We start from the raw sequence: 17,125 nt of genomic DNA, 5'->3' as shown, positions 1-17,125 counted from the left end.
GAGGGGCAGCAGGCTGGGTCGGCAGTCATACCGAATGGTCGTTCTCGCCTATGGGCTGTGATCGGCGTTACAGTGGTCCACGGAGCGGAGGAACGCAAAATATGGCACGTGAACAGGCTGTGCCCGGCAACCCGTGGGTGGCGGTCAGGCCAGGCGATGACGTCGCGTTACTCGCGCGGCGACTTTCGTCTGCCCATCAGTCGTTCATCGATGCCCGCGGCGTGCCCGGCCAGGGGCTGACCGACGACTCCCATGTCCGCTCGGTCGTACTCGAGTCCTGGATGCGTAGCCGCAACAAGGGGGTAAATCCCGATGTGGTCGGCAACCCTGAGATGCTCGAAGGGTTGGAGCTCGAAAAATATCGCTCCGCGCATCCCATGTCACTGATCCGTCCGGTGATTCGGAAACTCCTGGTGGAAGATGCTGCCGAGACCGGACTGCTGATCGCGATCAGTGACGCACACGGTCGATTGCTCTGGGTGGAGGGTGACAACTCGGCCAAGGACAAGGCGTTGTCCATGAACTTCGTCGAAGGCGCCGATTGGAGCGAAGATCGTGTCGGCACCAATGCGCCGGGAACGGCGCTTGCTCTCGATCACTCCGTACAGATTTTCGGATCCGAGCATTTCAACCGAACCGTGCACGACTGGAGTTGTTCGGCCGCACCCGTCCACGATCCCACCACTGGGCAAATCCTTGGTGCCATCGACATCACCGGTGGTCCCAGGGTTGCGGTTCCCGAAGTGCTGTCACTGATCCGTGCAACTGTCGCGGCCGCTGAATCGGAATTGCGATTCCATCTCTTGAACTCGCCCATCCCACTCAGTGCCACGGCTCCGCGCCTCGAAACATTCGGTGCCGGCCGGCCGACGCTGGTTCGCGGCGGTGACCGCATCCCGATTTCGCAGCGTCACGCCGAGATTCTCCTTCTGCTTTCCGAACACCCGGAGGGTCTCAGCTCCGACCACCTTGCGGTCCTGCTCGACGAGGGCGAACTCGACGCAGTGACTATTCGCGCGGAAATGTCGCGGCTTCGTAAGGTTTTCGGTGCCGACCGGCTGGCTTCGCGCCCCTATCGGATCATCACGGAGTTCACGACAGATGTCGGCGATGTGCGGGCAGCGTTGGATCGAGGCGACGCAGCGACGGCGATGAAACTGTATTCGGGCCCGGTGCTGGCAGGCTCTGCCTCCCCGGGAATCGAAGAGGTGCGGGAAGAACTACGCACCAGGGTCCAGGCAGCTCTGCTGCGTGGAGGTGACGCCAACCTTCTGGCCCGGTGGACCACGTCGGTACATGGCCGCGAAGACTCCGTCGTGTGGGAGGCCTACCTGTCCACGTTGGATCCTCAATCGCCGCTGTATTCGCAGGTCCAGGCAAGAATTGATCTCCTCGACCGCCAGTTGGGCATCTGAGAATCATCTGCGTTTCTCGCACGCAACGTACTTGCAACGTTGCAACTCCTAGTGTTGTGAATCACACCCCACCGGGGGGTGGGATTGCAGTCACCGATTTGGTGGGTGCGCCCAGGAAGATCACGTTTACATAGGAGCTTGCAATGACCGTGTACGCCCGCCCAGGTACCGCCGACGCGATCATGTCCTTCCAGTCTCGATACGACAACTGGATCGGCAACGAATGGGTTGCTCCGGTCAAGGGTCAGTACTTCGAGAACCCGACACCGGTGACCGGACAGAATTTCTGTGATGTGGCTCGTTCCACCGCAGAAGACATCGAACTCGCTCTCGACGCAGCGCACGCAGCAGCTCCGGCCTGGGGCAAGACCTCGGTCGCCGAGCGCGCGATCATCTTGAACAAGATCGCTGATCGTATGGAGGAGAACCTCGAATCCATCGCACTCGCCGAGTCGTGGGACAACGGCAAGCCGATCCGCGAGACCCTCAACGCCGACATTCCGCTCGCCATCGATCACTTCCGATACTTCGCGGGAGCTATTCGCGCACAGGAAGGTTCGCTCTCGGAGATCAACTCCGACACCGTGGCGTACCACTTTCACGAGCCGCTCGGCGTAGTCGGCCAGATCATTCCGTGGAACTTCCCGATCCTCATGGCCGTGTGGAAGCTTGCCCCCGCCCTCGCTGCCGGTAATGCCATCGTGCTCAAGCCTGCCGAGCAGACGCCAGTCTCGATCCTGCACCTCATCGGCATCATCGGTGACCTGCTGCCTGCCGGTGTTCTCAACATCGTCAACGGCTTCGGTGTCGAGGCCGGAAAGCCGCTCGCGTCCAGCCCGCGTATCAAGAAGATCGCGTTCACCGGTGAGACCACCACCGGTCGCCTGATCATGCAGTACGCGTCGCAGAACCTCATCCCCGTCACCCTCGAACTCGGTGGCAAGAGCCCCAACATCTTCTTCTCCGACGTTCTCGCCTCAAACGACGACTACCAGGACAAGGCACTCGAGGGCTTCACGATGTTCGCCCTCAACCAGGGCGAGGTCTGCACCTGCCCGTCACGTTCGCTGATCCAGGAAGACATCTTCGACGAGTTCCTCGCGATGGCAGCCATCCGCACCAAGGCTGTGCGCCAAGGGGATCCGCTCGACACCGACACCATGATCGGTGCCCAGGCCAGCAACGATCAGCTCGAGAAGATCCTCTCGTACATCGAGATCGGCAAGGCCGAAGGCGCCAAGGTCATCACCGGTGGTGAGCGAGCCGAACTCGGCGGAGACCTGTCCGGCGGCTACTACGTCCAGCCGACGGTGTTCACCGGCAACAACAAGATGCGCATCTTCCAGGAAGAGATCTTCGGACCCGTCGTCTCGGTCACCTCGTTCAAGGACTACGACGAGGCCATCGAAATCGCCAACGACACGCTCTACGGTTTGGGCGCCGGTGTCTGGTCCCGCGACGGCGGAGTTGCTTACCGCGCAGGCCGCGACATCCAAGCCGGTCGCGTCTGGACCAACACGTACCACCAGTACCCGGCACACGCCGCTTTCGGTGGATACAAGCAGTCCGGCATCGGCCGCGAGAACCACCTGATGATGCTCTCGCACTACCAGCAGACCAAGAACCTCCTGGTCAGCTACGCCCAGAAGGCTCAGGGCTTCTTCTGATCTACCCACCGGCACCCGTGAGCCCCTCGCTGCGGGTGCCGGTGAGCAAGACTGCAACACGCGAAACCTGCACAAACACACGGAGGTTGGAATGAGCGCCACGGACACACCCGATACCGGCGCCGTTCCACCCCGGTTGGTGACCACCGCTGGGGCGGCTGACCTCCTGCGCCGCCTCAGCGGGACTCACGGCGAACTGATGATGCATCAATCCGGCGGATGCTGCGACGGCTCGGCCCCGATGTGTTATCCCTCAGGCGAATTCATCGTCGGGGACCGTGACGTACTACTCGGAATCGTCGATCTCCGACTTGCTGTCGGAGAGACTCCCGAAGACCTTCCCACCGGAACCGACGCTGTACAGGTCTGGATTTCCGGATCACAGTTCGAAGCCTGGAAGCACACCCAGTTGGTACTGGACGTCGTGCCCGGCCGCGGCAGTGGATTCAGCCTGGAGTCTCCTGAAGGATTCAGATTCCTCAGTCGAGCAAGGGCATTCACACCGGACGAAAACGAAGCACTCGGCGCGTCGAGCATTCTCGTGGGCGCTGATTGGGAAGCGGGCGTGCGTCCTTTGCCCCCGACGGTTCCCCAGGTGGTCGCCGAGGCCGTCGACGCCTGCCCGGTGCCGGGCGCGGCCGCCCGATCCTGAGAACGGCAGCCTGAAGAAGATCTGAACAGACTCGGGACCGCTCACATGACAGCCAGTTAACAGCACGGTCATCTCCAGGCGACCTTCTCCGTACATCGCCCACATACCGTTCATTTCACGCGACGCATCCACCGTGCGTCGTCTCATTCTTGACCGATTCAGAGGATGGACATGTCTCTTTCCGACCACGCAACCGGCAAAAACGCCGGTGCCGCGGGTGCACACCACGACGGCGCAGACTTCCATGCGGAAGACAATTCGTATCTGGAGAAACGAACACTCCGAAAGGGAACAGCAGGGTGGGTGCTGCTTGCGGGGTTGGGTGTCAGCTATGTGATTTCCGGTGACTATGCCGGCTGGAACAACGGTCTGGCCGAAGGTGGTTTCGGTGGCCTTCTCATCGCGGCGGTTGTCATCGCGGGTATGTACCTGGCGATGGTGCTCGGTATGGCCGAGATGTCTTCGGCACTTCCTGCCGCTGGTGGTGGATACACGTTTGCCAGACGGGCCATGGGGCCCTGGGGCGGATTTGCCACCGGCACAGCAATTCTCATCGAGTACTCGATAGCACCCGCAGCGATCGCGACCTTCATCGGTGCGTACGTCGAGTCCCTGAACCTGTTCGGGATCACCGACGGCTGGTGGGTGTACCTCGCGGTGTACGCGATCTTCATCGGCATTCACCTCACCGGCGCCGGTGAGGCACTCAAGGCGATGTTCATCATCACCGCCATTGCACTCGTCGGCCTGGTCGTGTTCGCGGTTTCGGCTGTCGGCCTTTTCGATTCGTCCAACCTCACCGATATCGCCGTCGACACCAGCGCAGTCGGATCGTCGTCGTTCCTGCCATTCGGTCTGCTCGGAATCTGGGCCGCCGTGCCCTTCGCGATCTGGTTCTTCCTTGCGGTCGAAGGTGTACCGCTGGCCGCCGAGGAAGCACGTGAGCCGGAGAAGAACGTCCCCCGCGGCATCATCATCAGCATGTTGATCCTGATCGTCACAGGCGCAACGGTTCTCTTCCTCGCCACCGGTGCGCTCGGCGCAGACGCCCTGTCCACCTCCGGAAATCCGCTCGTCGAGGCTCTGGGGGACAGCGGAGCGGCAAAGGCCGTCAACTACATCGGACTTGCCGGTCTGGTCGCGAGCTTCTTCTCGATCATGTACGCCTACTCACGCCAGACGTTTGCGCTCTCCCGCGCCGGCTACCTGCCGAAGAACCTGTCGGTGACCAACAAGCGCAAGGCCCCCACTCTCGCTCTCGTCGTACCCGGAATCATCGGCTTCGCGCTCTCACTCACCGGTGAAGGTGCAATGTTGCTCAACATGGCGGTGTTCGGCGCGGCAGTGAGCTACGTCCTGATGATGGTGAGTCACATCGTTCTTCGTAAGCGTGAGCCGAACATGCCGCGCCCGTACCGCACGCCCGGCGGTATCGCCACCACCTCGTTTGCACTCGTGATCGCGGCAGTGTCGGTGGTCGCCACCTTCCTGGTCGATCCCGTTGCGGCACTGCTGACGTTGGTCGCCTTCGGTGTTCTCATGGCGTACTTCGGTCTCTACAGTCGTCACCACCTTGTTGCCAACTCGCCGGACGAGGAGTTTGCTGTACTTGCACAGGCGGAAGAAGAATTGGGATGAGTCGCGGGATGGCCAAGTATCACCAGCAGGTATCCGGAACCAACTACTCGTTCGACGGTCTCGTCGATCTGATGGCAAAAGCGACACCACTGCGGTCGGGTGACGAACTAGCCGGTTGCGCGGCAAGCTCCGACGCCGAACGTGCTGCTGCTCAATGGGTTCTGGCTGATCTTCCGTTGACGGTGTTCCTCGAAGATCTGTTGGTTCCGTACGAGGACGACGAGGTAACCAGGCTCATCATCGACAGCCACGATCGCCTGGCCTTTGCGCCGGTGGCCCACCTGACTGTTGGCGGACTACGAGACTGGTTGCTCGAGACCGCGTCGGCGCCGGAAGCTTCCGCACGGTTGTCCGCCGTAAGTCCCGGGCTCACCCCCGAGATGGTTGCGGCGGTCAGCAAGATCATGCGCAATCAGGACCTGATCGCCGTCGCGAAGGCCATCACCGTGACCGCGGGGTTCCGTACGACCATCGGACTGCCCGGCCGGCTGAGCACCCGACTCCAGCCAAACCACCCGACAGACGATCCACGCGGCATCGCGGCGGCCACATTGGACGGTCTCCTGATGGGATGTGGCGACGCCGTCATCGGTATCAACCCCGCGACGGACTCACCCCAGGCCACCTCGGATCTTCTCCACCTGCTCGACGACATCCGTCAGCGATTCGAGATCCCGACTCAGTCGTGCGTGCTCTCGCACGTGACCACCACGATCGGACTGATCGAATCGGGGGTGCCGGTCGATCTTGTCTTCCAATCGATTGCCGGTACCGAAGGCGCCAATTCCGGTTTCGGAGTGAACATTCCGCTCCTGCGTGAGGGCAACGAGGCCGGGCGCTCCTTGAACCGCGGAACGGTCGGCAACAACGTCATGTACCTGGAGACGGGGCAGGGGTCCGCCCTCAGCTCAGGTGCCCACTACGGCACCGGCGGAGCCCCGGTCGATCAGCAGACACTCGAGACCAGGGCATACGCAGTGGCACGTGATCTCGAACCACTGCTGGTCAACACCGTGGTCGGCTTCATCGGTCCCGAGTATCTCTACGACGGCAAGCAGATCATTCGCGCGGGCTTGGAGGATCACTTCTGCGGAAAACTCCTCGGGCTGCCGATGGGAGTGGACGTCTGCTACACCAACCACGCCGAAGCCGATCAAGACGACATGGACAACCTGCTCACCTTGCTGGGCGTCGCCGGCGCGGCGTTCGTGATCGCGGTGCCCGGCGCCGACGACGTGATGCTCGGCTATCAAAGTCTGGCGTTCCACGACGCGCTGTATGTGCGTAAGGTTCTCGGTTTGCAGCCCGCCCCGGAGTTCGAGACCTGGCTCCACAACTTGGGGATGACCGACGCAAACGGTCGGGTTCTTCCGATCGATGCCGAAATGTCGCCGTTGCGGGCTTTGACGGTGAACTCATGACCGAAGATCAGGCACCGATCCTCGATTTCTGGGGTCCACTGCGCAAGACCACACAATCGCGTATCGGGCTGGGGCGTGCCGGAGATTCGTTGCCCACCAAGCGGGTTCTCGAATTCAAGGCAGCTCACGCCGCAGCCCGCGACGCGGTCCACGAGCCACTCGACTCCGAGACGCTTGCCAGTCGGGTCGAAGGGGTGGGCATCGGGGCGCCGGTGGTGGTCGCGAGCAGCGTCTCCACCCGCAGTGAGTATCTCCGGAGACCCGACCTGGGGCGCCAACCGGCTGACCTGGGTGCGATCGCGAGTTCCGACAAGGAAATCGGGTTCATCCTCGCCGACGGACTCTCGCCGCGAGCACTGATGGACCACGGCGAGCAATTACTGTCTGCGTTGGTCACGGTGTTGGGGGAGCGGTACTCGATCGCGCCGCCCGTGATCGCCACGAATGCCCGTGTGGCACTGGGTGATCACATCGCTGCCGCGATGGGAGTGCAGACGGCGATCGTCCTGATCGGCGAACGTCCAGGGCTCTCCGTTGCGGACAGTGTCGGGATCTATCTGACTCACCTTCCCCGCGTCGGTCGTACCGACGCGGATCGAAACTGCATTTCCAATGTCCACCCACCCGAGGGACTCGGATACGAGCAGGCTGCTCGTGTCGTCCTGGGATTGGTGACGGGAGCGCGCCAGTTGGGCCGCTCCGGCGTCGACCTCAAGGACACCTCTCGCGCCGACGCCGTTGCGTCGGGAGAAGTGCTGACGCTCGATTAATTGACGGAATTGGCAGATTTCTGCGTCAGAGATACAGCACGCGATACTTGAGGCTGCCCTGGAGCTTGCCGACGAGATTGCCGGCGTGAACGAACCACCTTCCACGCGGAATTGGAGAGAACCTGCTCGGAACAAGCGGATTGAAAAGCAGAAGCGCGAGTAAAGTAGTTCCAAGGGTTCTCATTGGGGTACGGCGGTGACCGAATTCTCGAAAATGTGAGTATAGCTGGGCTGACGCCATCCCGTATGCGCGCGTCTGATTCCACGTTTCGCGATAAGTGCTGCGCAGGCGATACGCGACGACTGCCTCGGGTGCGTGAGCCAACTTCATTCCTGCCAATTGGAGGCGCCAGCTGAGATCGATGTCTTCACCGGAGTTCACGTAGCGAAGATCGAAACCGTCGACCTGGTCGAAGGCAGATCGCCAAATACCGAATGTGCATGTTATTCCGTAGGGAAGAAAATCATCGCTGCCGAACTGTGTGTTCGTAAACGTGCGCCATGAAGCTACCTCGGCGGAGTTGATCGACATTGTTTCTACAACTCCACCAACTGCATGCGCGTTCGCCGCAGCATGTGTAAGGGCTGTGAGCCAAGACGGGTGAACACGATCGTCTGCGTCGCAGAATGCGATGAAGTCGCCACGTGCGGCCGAAACACCTACGTTGCGTGCGTACCCACCGCCTCGGGCGGAGGACGCATCGATTAGTCGTAGAGTCAGTGACTGAGAAAGCACATGGTTTGCGATGTGCGTACCAAGGCCATCACTGGACCCGTTATCGGCAACAAGGACCTCGAATGCGCCTTCATAGTCCTGCTCGGAGAGGGCAGTGAGTTGTTCGTCGATGTGATCCATCGCATTGAACGCGGGGATCACCACCGAGACTAGTCGGGGAATCACCTGGGTAAAGATATCGTAAGAAAGGGAACTTTGCCCTGTTTCCGAATATTGGTAAACGGCAACGGATCATTCAGCCGCTGGATTGTGATCTTATTCTTTCAGGCCCCTTGTCGGGCTGCGGAAACCCACGGGTGTCCGCTGTGATGCTGGAGCCGCAGAGGCGGCACGTGAGTAGGAGAAATCGATGGCCTTCGCTGGCAATGTGGACGAGTTGGCACTGCTCCAAGCAGTACGTCTCAAGGAGCGGGTCGGAGCGGTCGTCCTGGCCGAGCACCTGGGCGTCAGCTCGGCTTCCGGTCAAGCTGCGTACGACGCACTTGTCGCGCAGGGCAAAGCGGTCGAAGCGGAAAACGCCATCAGCCTGACCGAGAAAGGTTTGGCAGAACTCGAAGATCAGTTGGACGCCGAGCGCGTCTCGATCGACGAGGACTCCATCGGTGAGGTGTACGAGGCGTTCCTTCCCTTGGACGAAGAGTTCGCCGCGCTCATCGACGACGCAGATGCGGATTCCCTTGCAGAGTTGGATCGCCGGGCTGCAAACCTGTTCGACGATCTGTCGGCATTCGTTCCGCGGTTGTCTCGTTACCAGGATCTCTTCTCGGATGCTCTCGCGAAAGTGAAAGCGGGGGAGTCCAAGTGGATTTCCGAACCGATCATCGACTCCTACGCCACGGTGTGGGGCGAGATCCGTCAGGAACTGTTCGGGGCTGCCGGTAAGGCTTGATCCGTAGCGTTGCACCGTGACGCCGTTTCTCGAGGGCCGTCCGATTCGTGAGAACGAATCGGACGGCCTGCGGCATGTCGAGGGTCGTGAAACTCGTTACCATTGCATACAAGTCGTGACCTAGATCACTCGTACCCCCTTTCGGGGGTAGTGCGGGGGTGAGCCACATCACTACCTTTCCTCCTATCGACGGTGATGCCCACAGGGCGACACCACGGGACCACGGAGGAATCGAGTGACCACAGTCTCTCCCACAGGCGGCACCAGTGCCGCCGGCGCCGGGGGTGCGAGTGCCGCAGGTGCGACGCAGCCCCCGCAGAACACCACCAGTGTGCGGCGCGTCGCAATCGCGAGTTGTATCGGCACGACTATCGAGTTCTACGACTTCTTCATCTACGGAACCGCTGCGGCACTTGTCTTTCCGACGGTGTTCTTCCCCGCGCTCGGTGCCACTGCGGGAACTGTCGCATCGTTTGCGACTTTCGCAGTCGCATTCATTGCCCGGCCCGTCGGCGCAATGTTGTTCGGACACTTCGGTGATCGCATCGGTCGCAAGAAGACGCTGATCTCGACGCTCCTGCTCATGGGTATCTCGACGCTCCTGATCGGCTTGCTGCCGGGTGCTGCAACCATCGGTGTCGCGGCCCCGATCATCTTGGTGCTCTTGCGATTCGGCCAAGGTTTCGCGGTCGGTGGTGAGTGGGCAGGCGCAACCTTGCTCACGGCGGAATACGCTCCACCGGGCAAACGTGGTCTGTATGCGATGTTCCCGCAGCTCGGCCCTGCAATCGCCTTCGTTCTCTCGAGCAGTACCTTCCTCATCACCGGCGCTGTTCTCGGCGACACCAACCAGGCTTTCCTCGACTACGGCTGGCGTATCCCGTTCCTGTTCTCCATCGTGTTGGTCGGCATCGGCCTCTACATGCGACTCGCTATCGAGGAGACTCCCGTCTTCAAGGCGGAGCAGGCAGAGCGCGTCGCTGAGCAGAAGAACGAAGCACCACGCACCCTCCCGTTCCTGGATGCTTGGCGGTTCCAGACCAAGGAGATCCTGCTCTCGGCAGGCGCCCTGGCTTGCCTGTTCGCGTTTTTCTACATGGGCACGGCTTTCCTGACGAGCTACGGAACAAAGACCCTCGGCTTCTCCCGTCCGTTCGTCCTGTCGGTCGGTATCGCTTCCGCGGTTGTCTTCGGTGCGGCGATCGTCGTTTCCGCTCTGTACTCGGACCGCATCGGGCGCCGCAAGGTCATCATGATCTCGTGTGGTCTGGCCGTCGTCTGGGCGCTGGTGCTGTTCCCGCTCCTCGACACGGGATCGCCGATCGCGTTCATCATCGGAATGTTCGGCACGCTCATGATCTTCGGAATCGCCTACGGCCCCTGCGGTGCGCTGCTTCCGGAAATGTTCCAGACCCGCTACCGCTACACCGGTGCCGGCCTCGGCTACAACCTCGCCGGAGTGCTCGGCGGCGCAGTGCCGCCGCTGATCGCCGCACCGCTGGCCTCGGCCTACGGGAGTATGGCCATCGGAATCATGTTGGCAATCCTCGGTGTGGTGAGTCTGGTCTGCACCTGGGCGCTCGTCGAGACCAAGGACCACGCGCTGTAACCACTGTGCGCCTTTATTAACCGCCGGCGGTTAATAAAGGCGCACAGCAGGCGGGTGGGGTGTCCGGACTCTGAACAGTTACGGCCACCCCGCACCGGGAAGTATGTCGTGCATCACACCGAATCGAGTAAATTCGTAGATGAGAGGGTCCGCTGCGGCGGCCCCTCTCATAGGTGCCTGAACAGGTAACCGGAGAGGACAGAACACATGAGTACGCCGCTGCCCAGCTATACGTCCGGAGTATGGGACGGTCCGATGCTGGGCGACACCATCGGAGACAACCTCGATCGCACGGTTGCCGCACACGGCGACCGCGATGCGTTGATCGACCACGCCAGCGGTCGACGATGGACGTACCGGGAGTTCGCCGAGCAGGTGAACGGGCTCGCTGCCGGACTACTTTCCCGTGGTGTGGGGAAGGGCGATCGGGTAGGAATCTGGGCTCCCAACTGTCCGGAATGGACGTTCACGCAATACGCGACGGCAAAGGTCGGCGCGATCCTGGTCAACATCAATCCGGCGTACCGCTCGCACGAGTTGCAGTACGTGCTCGAGCAGGCCGGGATCTCGACGCTGGTGTCTGCGGCCAGCTTCAAGACCTCGGACTACGCGTCGATGATCGAGACGGTGCGGCCGCAGTGCCCGGATCTGACGTCGGTGCTCCTGCTCGGTTCACCCGAGTGGGACGCGGTGCTTGCAGACGGCTTGGCGGCGCAGGCAAGCGATCCGGCTCCGCTCGCCGCAGCCCAGGCCGCGTTGTCGGCCGACGACGCGATCAACATCCAATACACCTCGGGTACTACCGGTTTCCCGAAGGGCGCGACGCTCAGTCACCACAACATCCTCAACAACGGCTATTTCGTCGGCGAGTTGTGCCACTACAGCGAGGTCGATCGGGTGTGCATCCCGGTGCCGTTCTACCACTGTTTCGGCATGGTGATGGGCAACCTTGCGTGCACCAGTCACGGTGCTGCCATGGTCATTCCGGGTCCGGCTTTCGATCCGCGTGCTTCGCTCGAAGCCGTTCAGGCTGAAAAGTGCACGGCCCTCTACGGCGTTCCGACGATGTTCATCGCGGAGTTGGCGTTGCCTGACTTCGACAGCTTCGATCTGTCGTCCCTTCGCACCGGCATCATGGCGGGCTCGCCCTGCCCGGTCGAGGTGATGAAGCAGGTCATCGATCGCATGGGCATGTCGGAGGTGTCCATCTGCTACGGCATGACGGAGACCTCGCCGGTGTCGTTGCAGACCCGCTCGGACGATTCGATCGAGCAGCGCACCGAAACGGTCGGCCGGGTAGGGCCGCATCTCGAGATCAAGATCGTCGATCCGGCAACCGGATTGACGGTGCCCCGCGGCGAACCTGGTGAACTGTGCACGCGTGGTTACTCGGTTATGCTCGGATACTGGGAGAACCCGGAGAAGACCGCCGAGGCGATCGACGCTGCCCGGTGGATGCACACCGGAGACATCGGAGTCATGGACGAGGCCGGATACGTCGCCATCACGGGACGCATCAAGGACATGGTCATCCGCGGTGGCGAGAACGTCTATCCGCGTGAGATCGAGGAGTTTCTCTACACCCACCCCGACATTCTCGATGCGCAGGTCATCGGCGTACCCGACGCAAAGTACGGCGAGGAATTGATGGTGTGGGTCCAGATGCGCGAAGGTGCAGACGATCTCGACGCCGATTCGGTCCGCGCGTTCTGCACCGGCAAGCTCGCGCACTACAAGATTCCGCGGTACGTCCATGTCGTCGACGAGTTCCCGATGACAGTCACGGGCAAGGTCCGCAAGATCGCGATGCGAGAACAGGCGATCGAATTGATCGGTCAGGCCTGAGAGTATGTCCGCGAACCCAGGGGAGCGTGAGCCGGTACGCCCCGAGATCGCGCTCTCCTGGAAGCGTTCTCGACTCAGTGGCCTCGACCCGTCGTCGGCCATCGCCGTGGACACCGAGGAGCAGGACGGTGAGTCTCGTCTGCTCCGGGCCGCCGCACCCGTGCTCGACGAAGTTTCGCAACAGATCGCGGGCACCGGTTTCTGCGTGCTGCTTGCTGATCGCGAATGCCGCGTGGTCGCTTCGGTGTACTCCGACAGTCGCGTCGAGCGAACGATCGAGCGGTTGGGTGTCGTCAACGGTTCACGCTTCGGTGAAGAGCACGCCGGCACCAACGCGCTCGGTACGCCCCTCGAGGTCGGACGAAGCGTGGTGATCCACGGTGACGAGCATTTCCTCGACAGCCTCAAGGGTTTGAGCTGCTACGGACAGCCGATCCTGCATCCCGTCACACGTCGTGTCGAAGGCATTCTCGACATGACCGGCGTTGTCTCGCAGGCCAACCCACTGTTCGCGCCCTTCCTTGCGCGTGCTGCAGCGGACATCGAGAAACGGCTGCTCGAAGGCTCGAAAGCATCGGAGCAGCGGCTAGTCGACGCATTCCAGCGAGTTTCACATCAGCGCCACATTGCCGTCGCGGCCATCGGCGACGACATCCTGCTGAGCAACCGAACCGCTTTGGATCTGCTCGACACCGCAGACCATGTATCGCTCCGTTCCTTGATTGCCGACCTGAATCCGGACCAATCACGATTGGTGACAGTCGAATTGGCGTCCGGCGCGCTGGCGCGAGTTCAAGCCGACCGGATTTCCGGGGCTGACGGTGGTGCGCTCTTCCTGGTCGAACCACTCCAACGGGAACGGGCACCGATCCGCAGAACGCACGAGCGGGCACCGTCTCCCGGCGAACGACTGCGGCGCGACCTGATGCGGGCGCGGGCAACCTCTGCCGCCGTGGCGATCTCGGGTGAAGCGGGATCCGGCCGAACCTCGGCAGCATCGGACGTAGTCGGCAGTGTCGATGCGAGTTGGCTCGATGCCACGCGAATCGCGTTCGACGGCCGTGAGCAGTGGGTCACCGATCTCGTGCGAGCATCCCGTAAGCGTTCGGGCGTGGTCGTGATCGAACAGGTACAACTCCTTCCTGACTCGGTGTTGCCGCTGGTCGCAGACCTGATCGACGCCAGCGCCGAGGGGCCGAAAATCGTACTGACCAGCGGAGCGGCAGTTGATCTTCCGCCGACCATCGCCGCGCTGCTCTCACGATGCGCCTCCAGGGTTGTCATCACCCCACTGCGCGAGCGACAGGCTGAGATCGCCGAGTTGGCACAAGTAATGTTGGAGGGGATCTCGCCAGAACTGAGGTTGACCGCCAGCGCTGCCGAAGCACTCGCGGCGGCCAACTGGCCGGGCAACCTGGCCGAATTGCGCGTCGTGTTGAATCGCGCCTCGGATGAACGCTCGAGCAATCGCATCGACGTCGCTGATCTGCCCGAGGACTATCGCACCACGACCAAGGTGTCGCGGTTGGCAGGGCGGGAGAAAGCCGAGCGCCAGGCGATCATCGGAGCGTTGAAAGACTGCGGCGGCAACAAGGTTCACGCGTCGGCGCAACTCGGAATCAGCCGAAGCACTCTCTATACACGGATGCGGGCGCTCGACATTACTGTGTAGTTTGCTGTCCGACTTCAGTTGTACAAAGTTCGGACAGTTAGCACCCCTGGAAGCGCGGAAGTATGGCGTGCATCACATTCGCACCTCACTACTTCAGGGGAGTTTCCGATGACGGCAGTAGCCGAACACACCATCAGTTCCGCGGTACAGGGTTTCCTGAACGGACCGAAGAAGCTCTACATCGGCGGCGAATTCGTCGACGCCGCTTCGGGTCAGACCTTCGCGACGTACAACCCGGCTGACGGACAGAAGCTCGCAGACGTGGCACACGGTCAGGCCGAAGACATCGACCGCGCGGTACGTGCCGCTCGAACGGCTTTCGAGGACGGCCCCTGGTCACGTATGAAGGCAAACGAGCGCGAGCGGATGATCTGGCGCGTCGGCGACATTCTCAGTGCTCGTGCCGAGGAATTCGGTCAGCTCGAAGCTCTCGACAACGGCAAGTCCGTTGCCATCGCCACCGCCGTCGACGTGGCTTGGGCCGCAGACGTTTTCCGCTACTACGCGGGTTGGGCCACCAAGATCGAAGGCAGCACCGTCAACGTGTCGATGCCCTTCTCTCCGGGCGAGTTCCACGCCTACACCCTGCGTGAGGCGATCGGCGTCTGTGGACTGATCGTGCCGTGGAACTTCCCGCTGCTGATGTCGTCGTGGAAGCTCGCCCCCGCGCTCGCCGCCGGTAACACGGTGATCCTCAAGCCCGCTGAGCAGACCCCGCTCACCGCACTGCTTCTCGCGGAGGTCTTCGAAGAAGCAGGCTTCCCGCCCGGCGTCGTCAACATCGTTCCCGGCTTCGGCGATGCAGGTGCTGCTCTGTCCGGCCACGACGACGTGGACAAGGTTGCGTTCACCGGTTCCACCGAGGTGGGTAAGAAGATCGTCGACGCCGCCAAGGGCAATCTGAAGAAGGTTACGCTCGAGCTCGGTGGCAAGAGCCCCAATATCGTGTTCGCCGACGCCGATTTCGATTCCGCGGTGGAGGGTTCGCTCAACGCGTGGCTGTTCAACCACGGACAGTGCTGCGTTGCGGGTACTCGTCTGTACGTCGAGGACACCATCTTCGAGAAGTTCACCGAGGCCGTCGCGCACGCAGCGAGCCAGGTCAAGATCGGACCCGGCCTCGATCCCACCACCCAGCTCGGACCGCTGGTCTCGCAGGAGCAGTTCGACAAGGTGACCGGCTACCTGCGTGAGGGAATCGCCGACGGCGCACGTGCACTGACGGGCGGCAACCGCTGGGGCGCTCAGGGCTACTTCGTCGAGCCGACCGTCTTCGTTGACGTCAAGCCCGAATTCTCCATCGTTCAGGAGGAGATCTTCGGACCCGTCGTGGCGGCGCTGCCGTTCAATGCGGACGACGGACCGATCACTGCCGCAAACGATTCCATCTACGGCTTGGCCGCCGGCATCTGGACCCGGGACATTTCCAAGGCTCACCGCACGGCGAAGCGCTTGAAGGCCGGTTCGGTGTGGATCAACCAGTACAACGGCTTCGACACTGCAATGCCCTTCGGTGGATACAAGCAGTCCGGCTGGGGCCGCGAGCTCGGCGCTTCGGCTATCGATCTCTACACCCAGACCAAGGCCGTCAACATCGCTCTCTGACCGACCCCATCGCTCATTCTCTCGTCCGACAATCAAGGAGATCACCAGTGAAGACCAAAGCTGCTGTACTGCTCGAGCCCGGAAAGCCTTTCGAGATCATGGAACTCGACCTCGACGGCCCGGGTGTGGGTGAGGTACTGATCAAGTACACCGCTGCCGGACTGTGCCATTCGGATCTGCACCTGACCGACGGTGATCTCCCGCCGCGTTACCCAATCGTCGGCGGACACGAAGGCTCGGGCATCATCGAAGAGGTCGGCCCAGGCGTCACGAAGGTCAAGCCGGGCGACCATGTCGTGTGTAGCTTCATCCCCAACTGCGGCACCTGTCGCTACTGCTCGACCGGTCGCCAGAACCTCTGCGACATGGGTGCCACCATCCTCGAAGGCTCGATGCCCGACGGTTCCTTCCGTTTCCACGGCAACGGAATGGATTTCGGCGGAATGTGCATGTTGGGAACGTTCTCCGAGCGCGCCACCATTTCTCAGCACTCGGTAGTCAAGATCGACGACTGGCTTCCCTTGGAGACAGCGGTGGTCGTCGGCTGCGGCGTGCCTTCGGGTTGGGGAACGGCAGTAAATGCCGGTAACCTTCGCGCCGGTGACACCGCTGTGATCTACGGCATCGGTGGTCTCGGCATCAACGCCGTCCAGGGTGCGGTTTCGGCAGGCTGCAAGTACGTCGTTGTGGTCGATCCGGTTGCTCTCAAGCGTGAGACCGCACTGAAGTTCGGTGCAACGCATGCCTTTGCAGACGCCGAGAGCGCCGCTGCCAAGGTCAACGAGCTGACGTGGGGACAGGGTGCCGACGCGGCGCTCATCCTTGTCGGCACCGTCGACGAGGACGTGGTCAGTGCAGCGACGGCAGTGATCGGCAAGGGTGGCACCGTGGTGATCACGGGACTCGCCGACCCCGCCAAGCTGACCGTTCACGTGTCGGGTACCGACCTGACGCTGAATCAGAAGACGATCAAGGGCACGTTGTTCGGGTCCATGAATCCGCAGTACGACATCGTGCGACTGCTGCGTCTCTACGATGCCGGTCAGCTCAAGCTCGACGAACTGATCACCAACACCTACAGCCTCGAAGACGTCAACAAGGGCTACCAGGATCTACGTGACGGCAAGAACATCCGTGGCGTGATCATTCACGACAAGTAACCCCAAGTGCTGTGCGCCTTTATTAACCGCCCGCGGTTAATAAAGG

Annotated in this window: 13 protein-coding genes; 12 read left to right on the top strand and 1 reads right to left on the bottom strand. The window is 61.8% G+C overall.

The annotated features are described in order from the left end of the window. The first annotated feature begins 101 nt into the window (after window positions 1–101). From AC1Q6C_RS16580 to eutC, 6 genes are all read left to right on the top strand, one after another. Entirely contained in the window at window positions 102–1,415 is a 1,314-nt protein-coding gene (locus tag AC1Q6C_RS16580; RefSeq protein ID WP_007730155.1) for a sigma-54-dependent transcriptional regulator family protein, read from the top strand. A 143-nt stretch (window positions 1,416–1,558) separates the two neighbouring features. Beyond that, window positions 1,559–3,082, top strand: a complete 1,524-nt coding sequence (gene adh / locus AC1Q6C_RS16575) for an aldehyde dehydrogenase (protein ID WP_007730158.1) — start codon at window positions 1,559–1,561, stop codon at window positions 3,080–3,082. A gap of 91 nt (window positions 3,083–3,173) precedes the next feature. Further along, on the top strand, window positions 3,174–3,734 hold the full coding sequence (locus AC1Q6C_RS16570; RefSeq protein ID WP_003942021.1) for a DUF779 domain-containing protein: 561 nt from the start codon (window positions 3,174–3,176) through the stop codon (window positions 3,732–3,734). Between the two features lie 165 nt (window positions 3,735–3,899). Then, window positions 3,900–5,372 carry an ethanolamine permease gene (eat, locus tag AC1Q6C_RS16565; protein ID WP_003941913.1) on the top strand — a complete coding sequence of 491 codons (1,473 nt, stop codon included), beginning with the start codon at window positions 3,900–3,902 and terminating at the stop codon, window positions 5,370–5,372. After that, window positions 5,369–6,793 carry an ethanolamine ammonia-lyase subunit EutB gene (locus AC1Q6C_RS16560; protein ID WP_019744243.1) on the top strand — a complete coding sequence of 475 codons (1,425 nt, stop codon included), beginning with the start codon at window positions 5,369–5,371 and terminating at the stop codon, window positions 6,791–6,793. Before eat ends, AC1Q6C_RS16560 begins: the two co-directional genes overlap by 4 nt. Further along, window positions 6,790–7,563, top strand: a complete 774-nt coding sequence (gene eutC, locus AC1Q6C_RS16555; protein WP_054827682.1) for an ethanolamine ammonia-lyase subunit EutC — start codon at window positions 6,790–6,792, stop codon at window positions 7,561–7,563. Before AC1Q6C_RS16560 ends, eutC begins: the two co-directional genes overlap by 4 nt. Window positions 7,564–7,588: 25 nt before the next feature. On the opposite strand, the gene AC1Q6C_RS16550 is transcribed toward eutC, so the two are convergent. Further along, the gene (locus AC1Q6C_RS16550; protein ID WP_029536725.1) at window positions 7,589–8,464 is read right to left on the bottom strand and encodes a glycosyltransferase family 2 protein; all 876 of its coding nucleotides are present in this window, start codon (window positions 8,462–8,464) and stop codon (window positions 7,589–7,591) included. 184 nt (window positions 8,465–8,648) lie between these two features. Between AC1Q6C_RS16550 and AC1Q6C_RS16545 the strand changes: the two genes are divergently transcribed. The 6 genes from AC1Q6C_RS16545 (at window position 8,649) to AC1Q6C_RS16520 (ending at window position 17,079) form a co-directional block, all read left to right on the top strand. After that, the gene (locus AC1Q6C_RS16545) at window positions 8,649–9,188 is read left to right on the top strand and encodes a hypothetical protein (protein WP_075832704.1); all 540 of its coding nucleotides are present in this window, start codon (window positions 8,649–8,651) and stop codon (window positions 9,186–9,188) included. A 331-nt stretch (window positions 9,189–9,519) separates the two neighbouring features. After that, window positions 9,520–10,797 (top strand): MFS transporter, encoded by a 1,278-nt coding sequence (locus AC1Q6C_RS16540; RefSeq protein WP_230359894.1) that lies wholly within the window; start codon window positions 9,520–9,522, stop codon window positions 10,795–10,797. Between the two features lie 207 nt (window positions 10,798–11,004). After that, entirely contained in the window at window positions 11,005–12,642 is a 1,638-nt protein-coding gene (locus AC1Q6C_RS16535; protein WP_230359658.1) for an AMP-binding protein, read from the top strand. A 4-nt stretch (window positions 12,643–12,646) separates the two neighbouring features. Beyond that, window positions 12,647–14,314 (top strand): sigma-54-dependent Fis family transcriptional regulator, encoded by a 1,668-nt coding sequence (locus AC1Q6C_RS16530; RefSeq protein ID WP_058038111.1) that lies wholly within the window; start codon window positions 12,647–12,649, stop codon window positions 14,312–14,314. Window positions 14,315–14,422: 108 nt separating this feature from the next. After that, on the top strand, window positions 14,423–15,919 hold the full coding sequence (locus AC1Q6C_RS16525; RefSeq protein ID WP_230359659.1) for an aldehyde dehydrogenase family protein: 1,497 nt from the start codon (window positions 14,423–14,425) through the stop codon (window positions 15,917–15,919). A gap of 47 nt (window positions 15,920–15,966) precedes the next feature. Further along, window positions 15,967–17,079, top strand: coding sequence for an NDMA-dependent alcohol dehydrogenase (locus AC1Q6C_RS16520; RefSeq protein WP_003942086.1), 1,113 nt, complete (start codon window positions 15,967–15,969; stop codon window positions 17,077–17,079). Window positions 17,080–17,125: the final 46 nt, after the last annotated feature.

This window comes from Rhodococcus sp. MT28 (assembly GCF_058792695.1).
Note: the sequence above shows the minus strand (reverse complement) of the source record. Positions and strands in the feature narration are given on the sequence as shown.

Bases quoted from the DNA above. Each gene is read 5' to 3' on its own strand.
- AC1Q6C_RS16525 (WP_230359659.1), top strand. From the start codon at position 14,423: ATGACGGCAGTAGCCGAACACACCATCAGTTCCGCGGTACAGGGTTTC.
- AC1Q6C_RS16530 (WP_058038111.1), top strand. From the start codon at position 12,647: ATGTCCGCGAACCCAGGGGAGCGTGAGCCGGTACGCCCCGAGATCGCG.
- adh (WP_007730158.1), top strand. From the start codon at position 1,559: ATGACCGTGTACGCCCGCCCAGGTACCGCCGACGCGATCATGTCCTTC.
- eutC (WP_054827682.1), top strand. From the start codon at position 6,790: ATGACCGAAGATCAGGCACCGATCCTCGATTTCTGGGGTCCACTGCGC.
- AC1Q6C_RS16570 (WP_003942021.1), top strand. From the start codon at position 3,174: ATGAGCGCCACGGACACACCCGATACCGGCGCCGTTCCACCCCGGTTG.
- eat (WP_003941913.1), top strand. From the start codon at position 3,900: ATGGACATGTCTCTTTCCGACCACGCAACCGGCAAAAACGCCGGTGCC.
- AC1Q6C_RS16580 (WP_007730155.1), top strand. From the start codon at position 102: ATGGCACGTGAACAGGCTGTGCCCGGCAACCCGTGGGTGGCGGTCAGG.
- AC1Q6C_RS16545 (WP_075832704.1), top strand. From the start codon at position 8,649: ATGGCCTTCGCTGGCAATGTGGACGAGTTGGCACTGCTCCAAGCAGTA.
- AC1Q6C_RS16560 (WP_019744243.1), top strand. From the start codon at position 5,369: ATGAGTCGCGGGATGGCCAAGTATCACCAGCAGGTATCCGGAACCAAC.
- AC1Q6C_RS16535 (WP_230359658.1), top strand. From the start codon at position 11,005: ATGAGTACGCCGCTGCCCAGCTATACGTCCGGAGTATGGGACGGTCCG.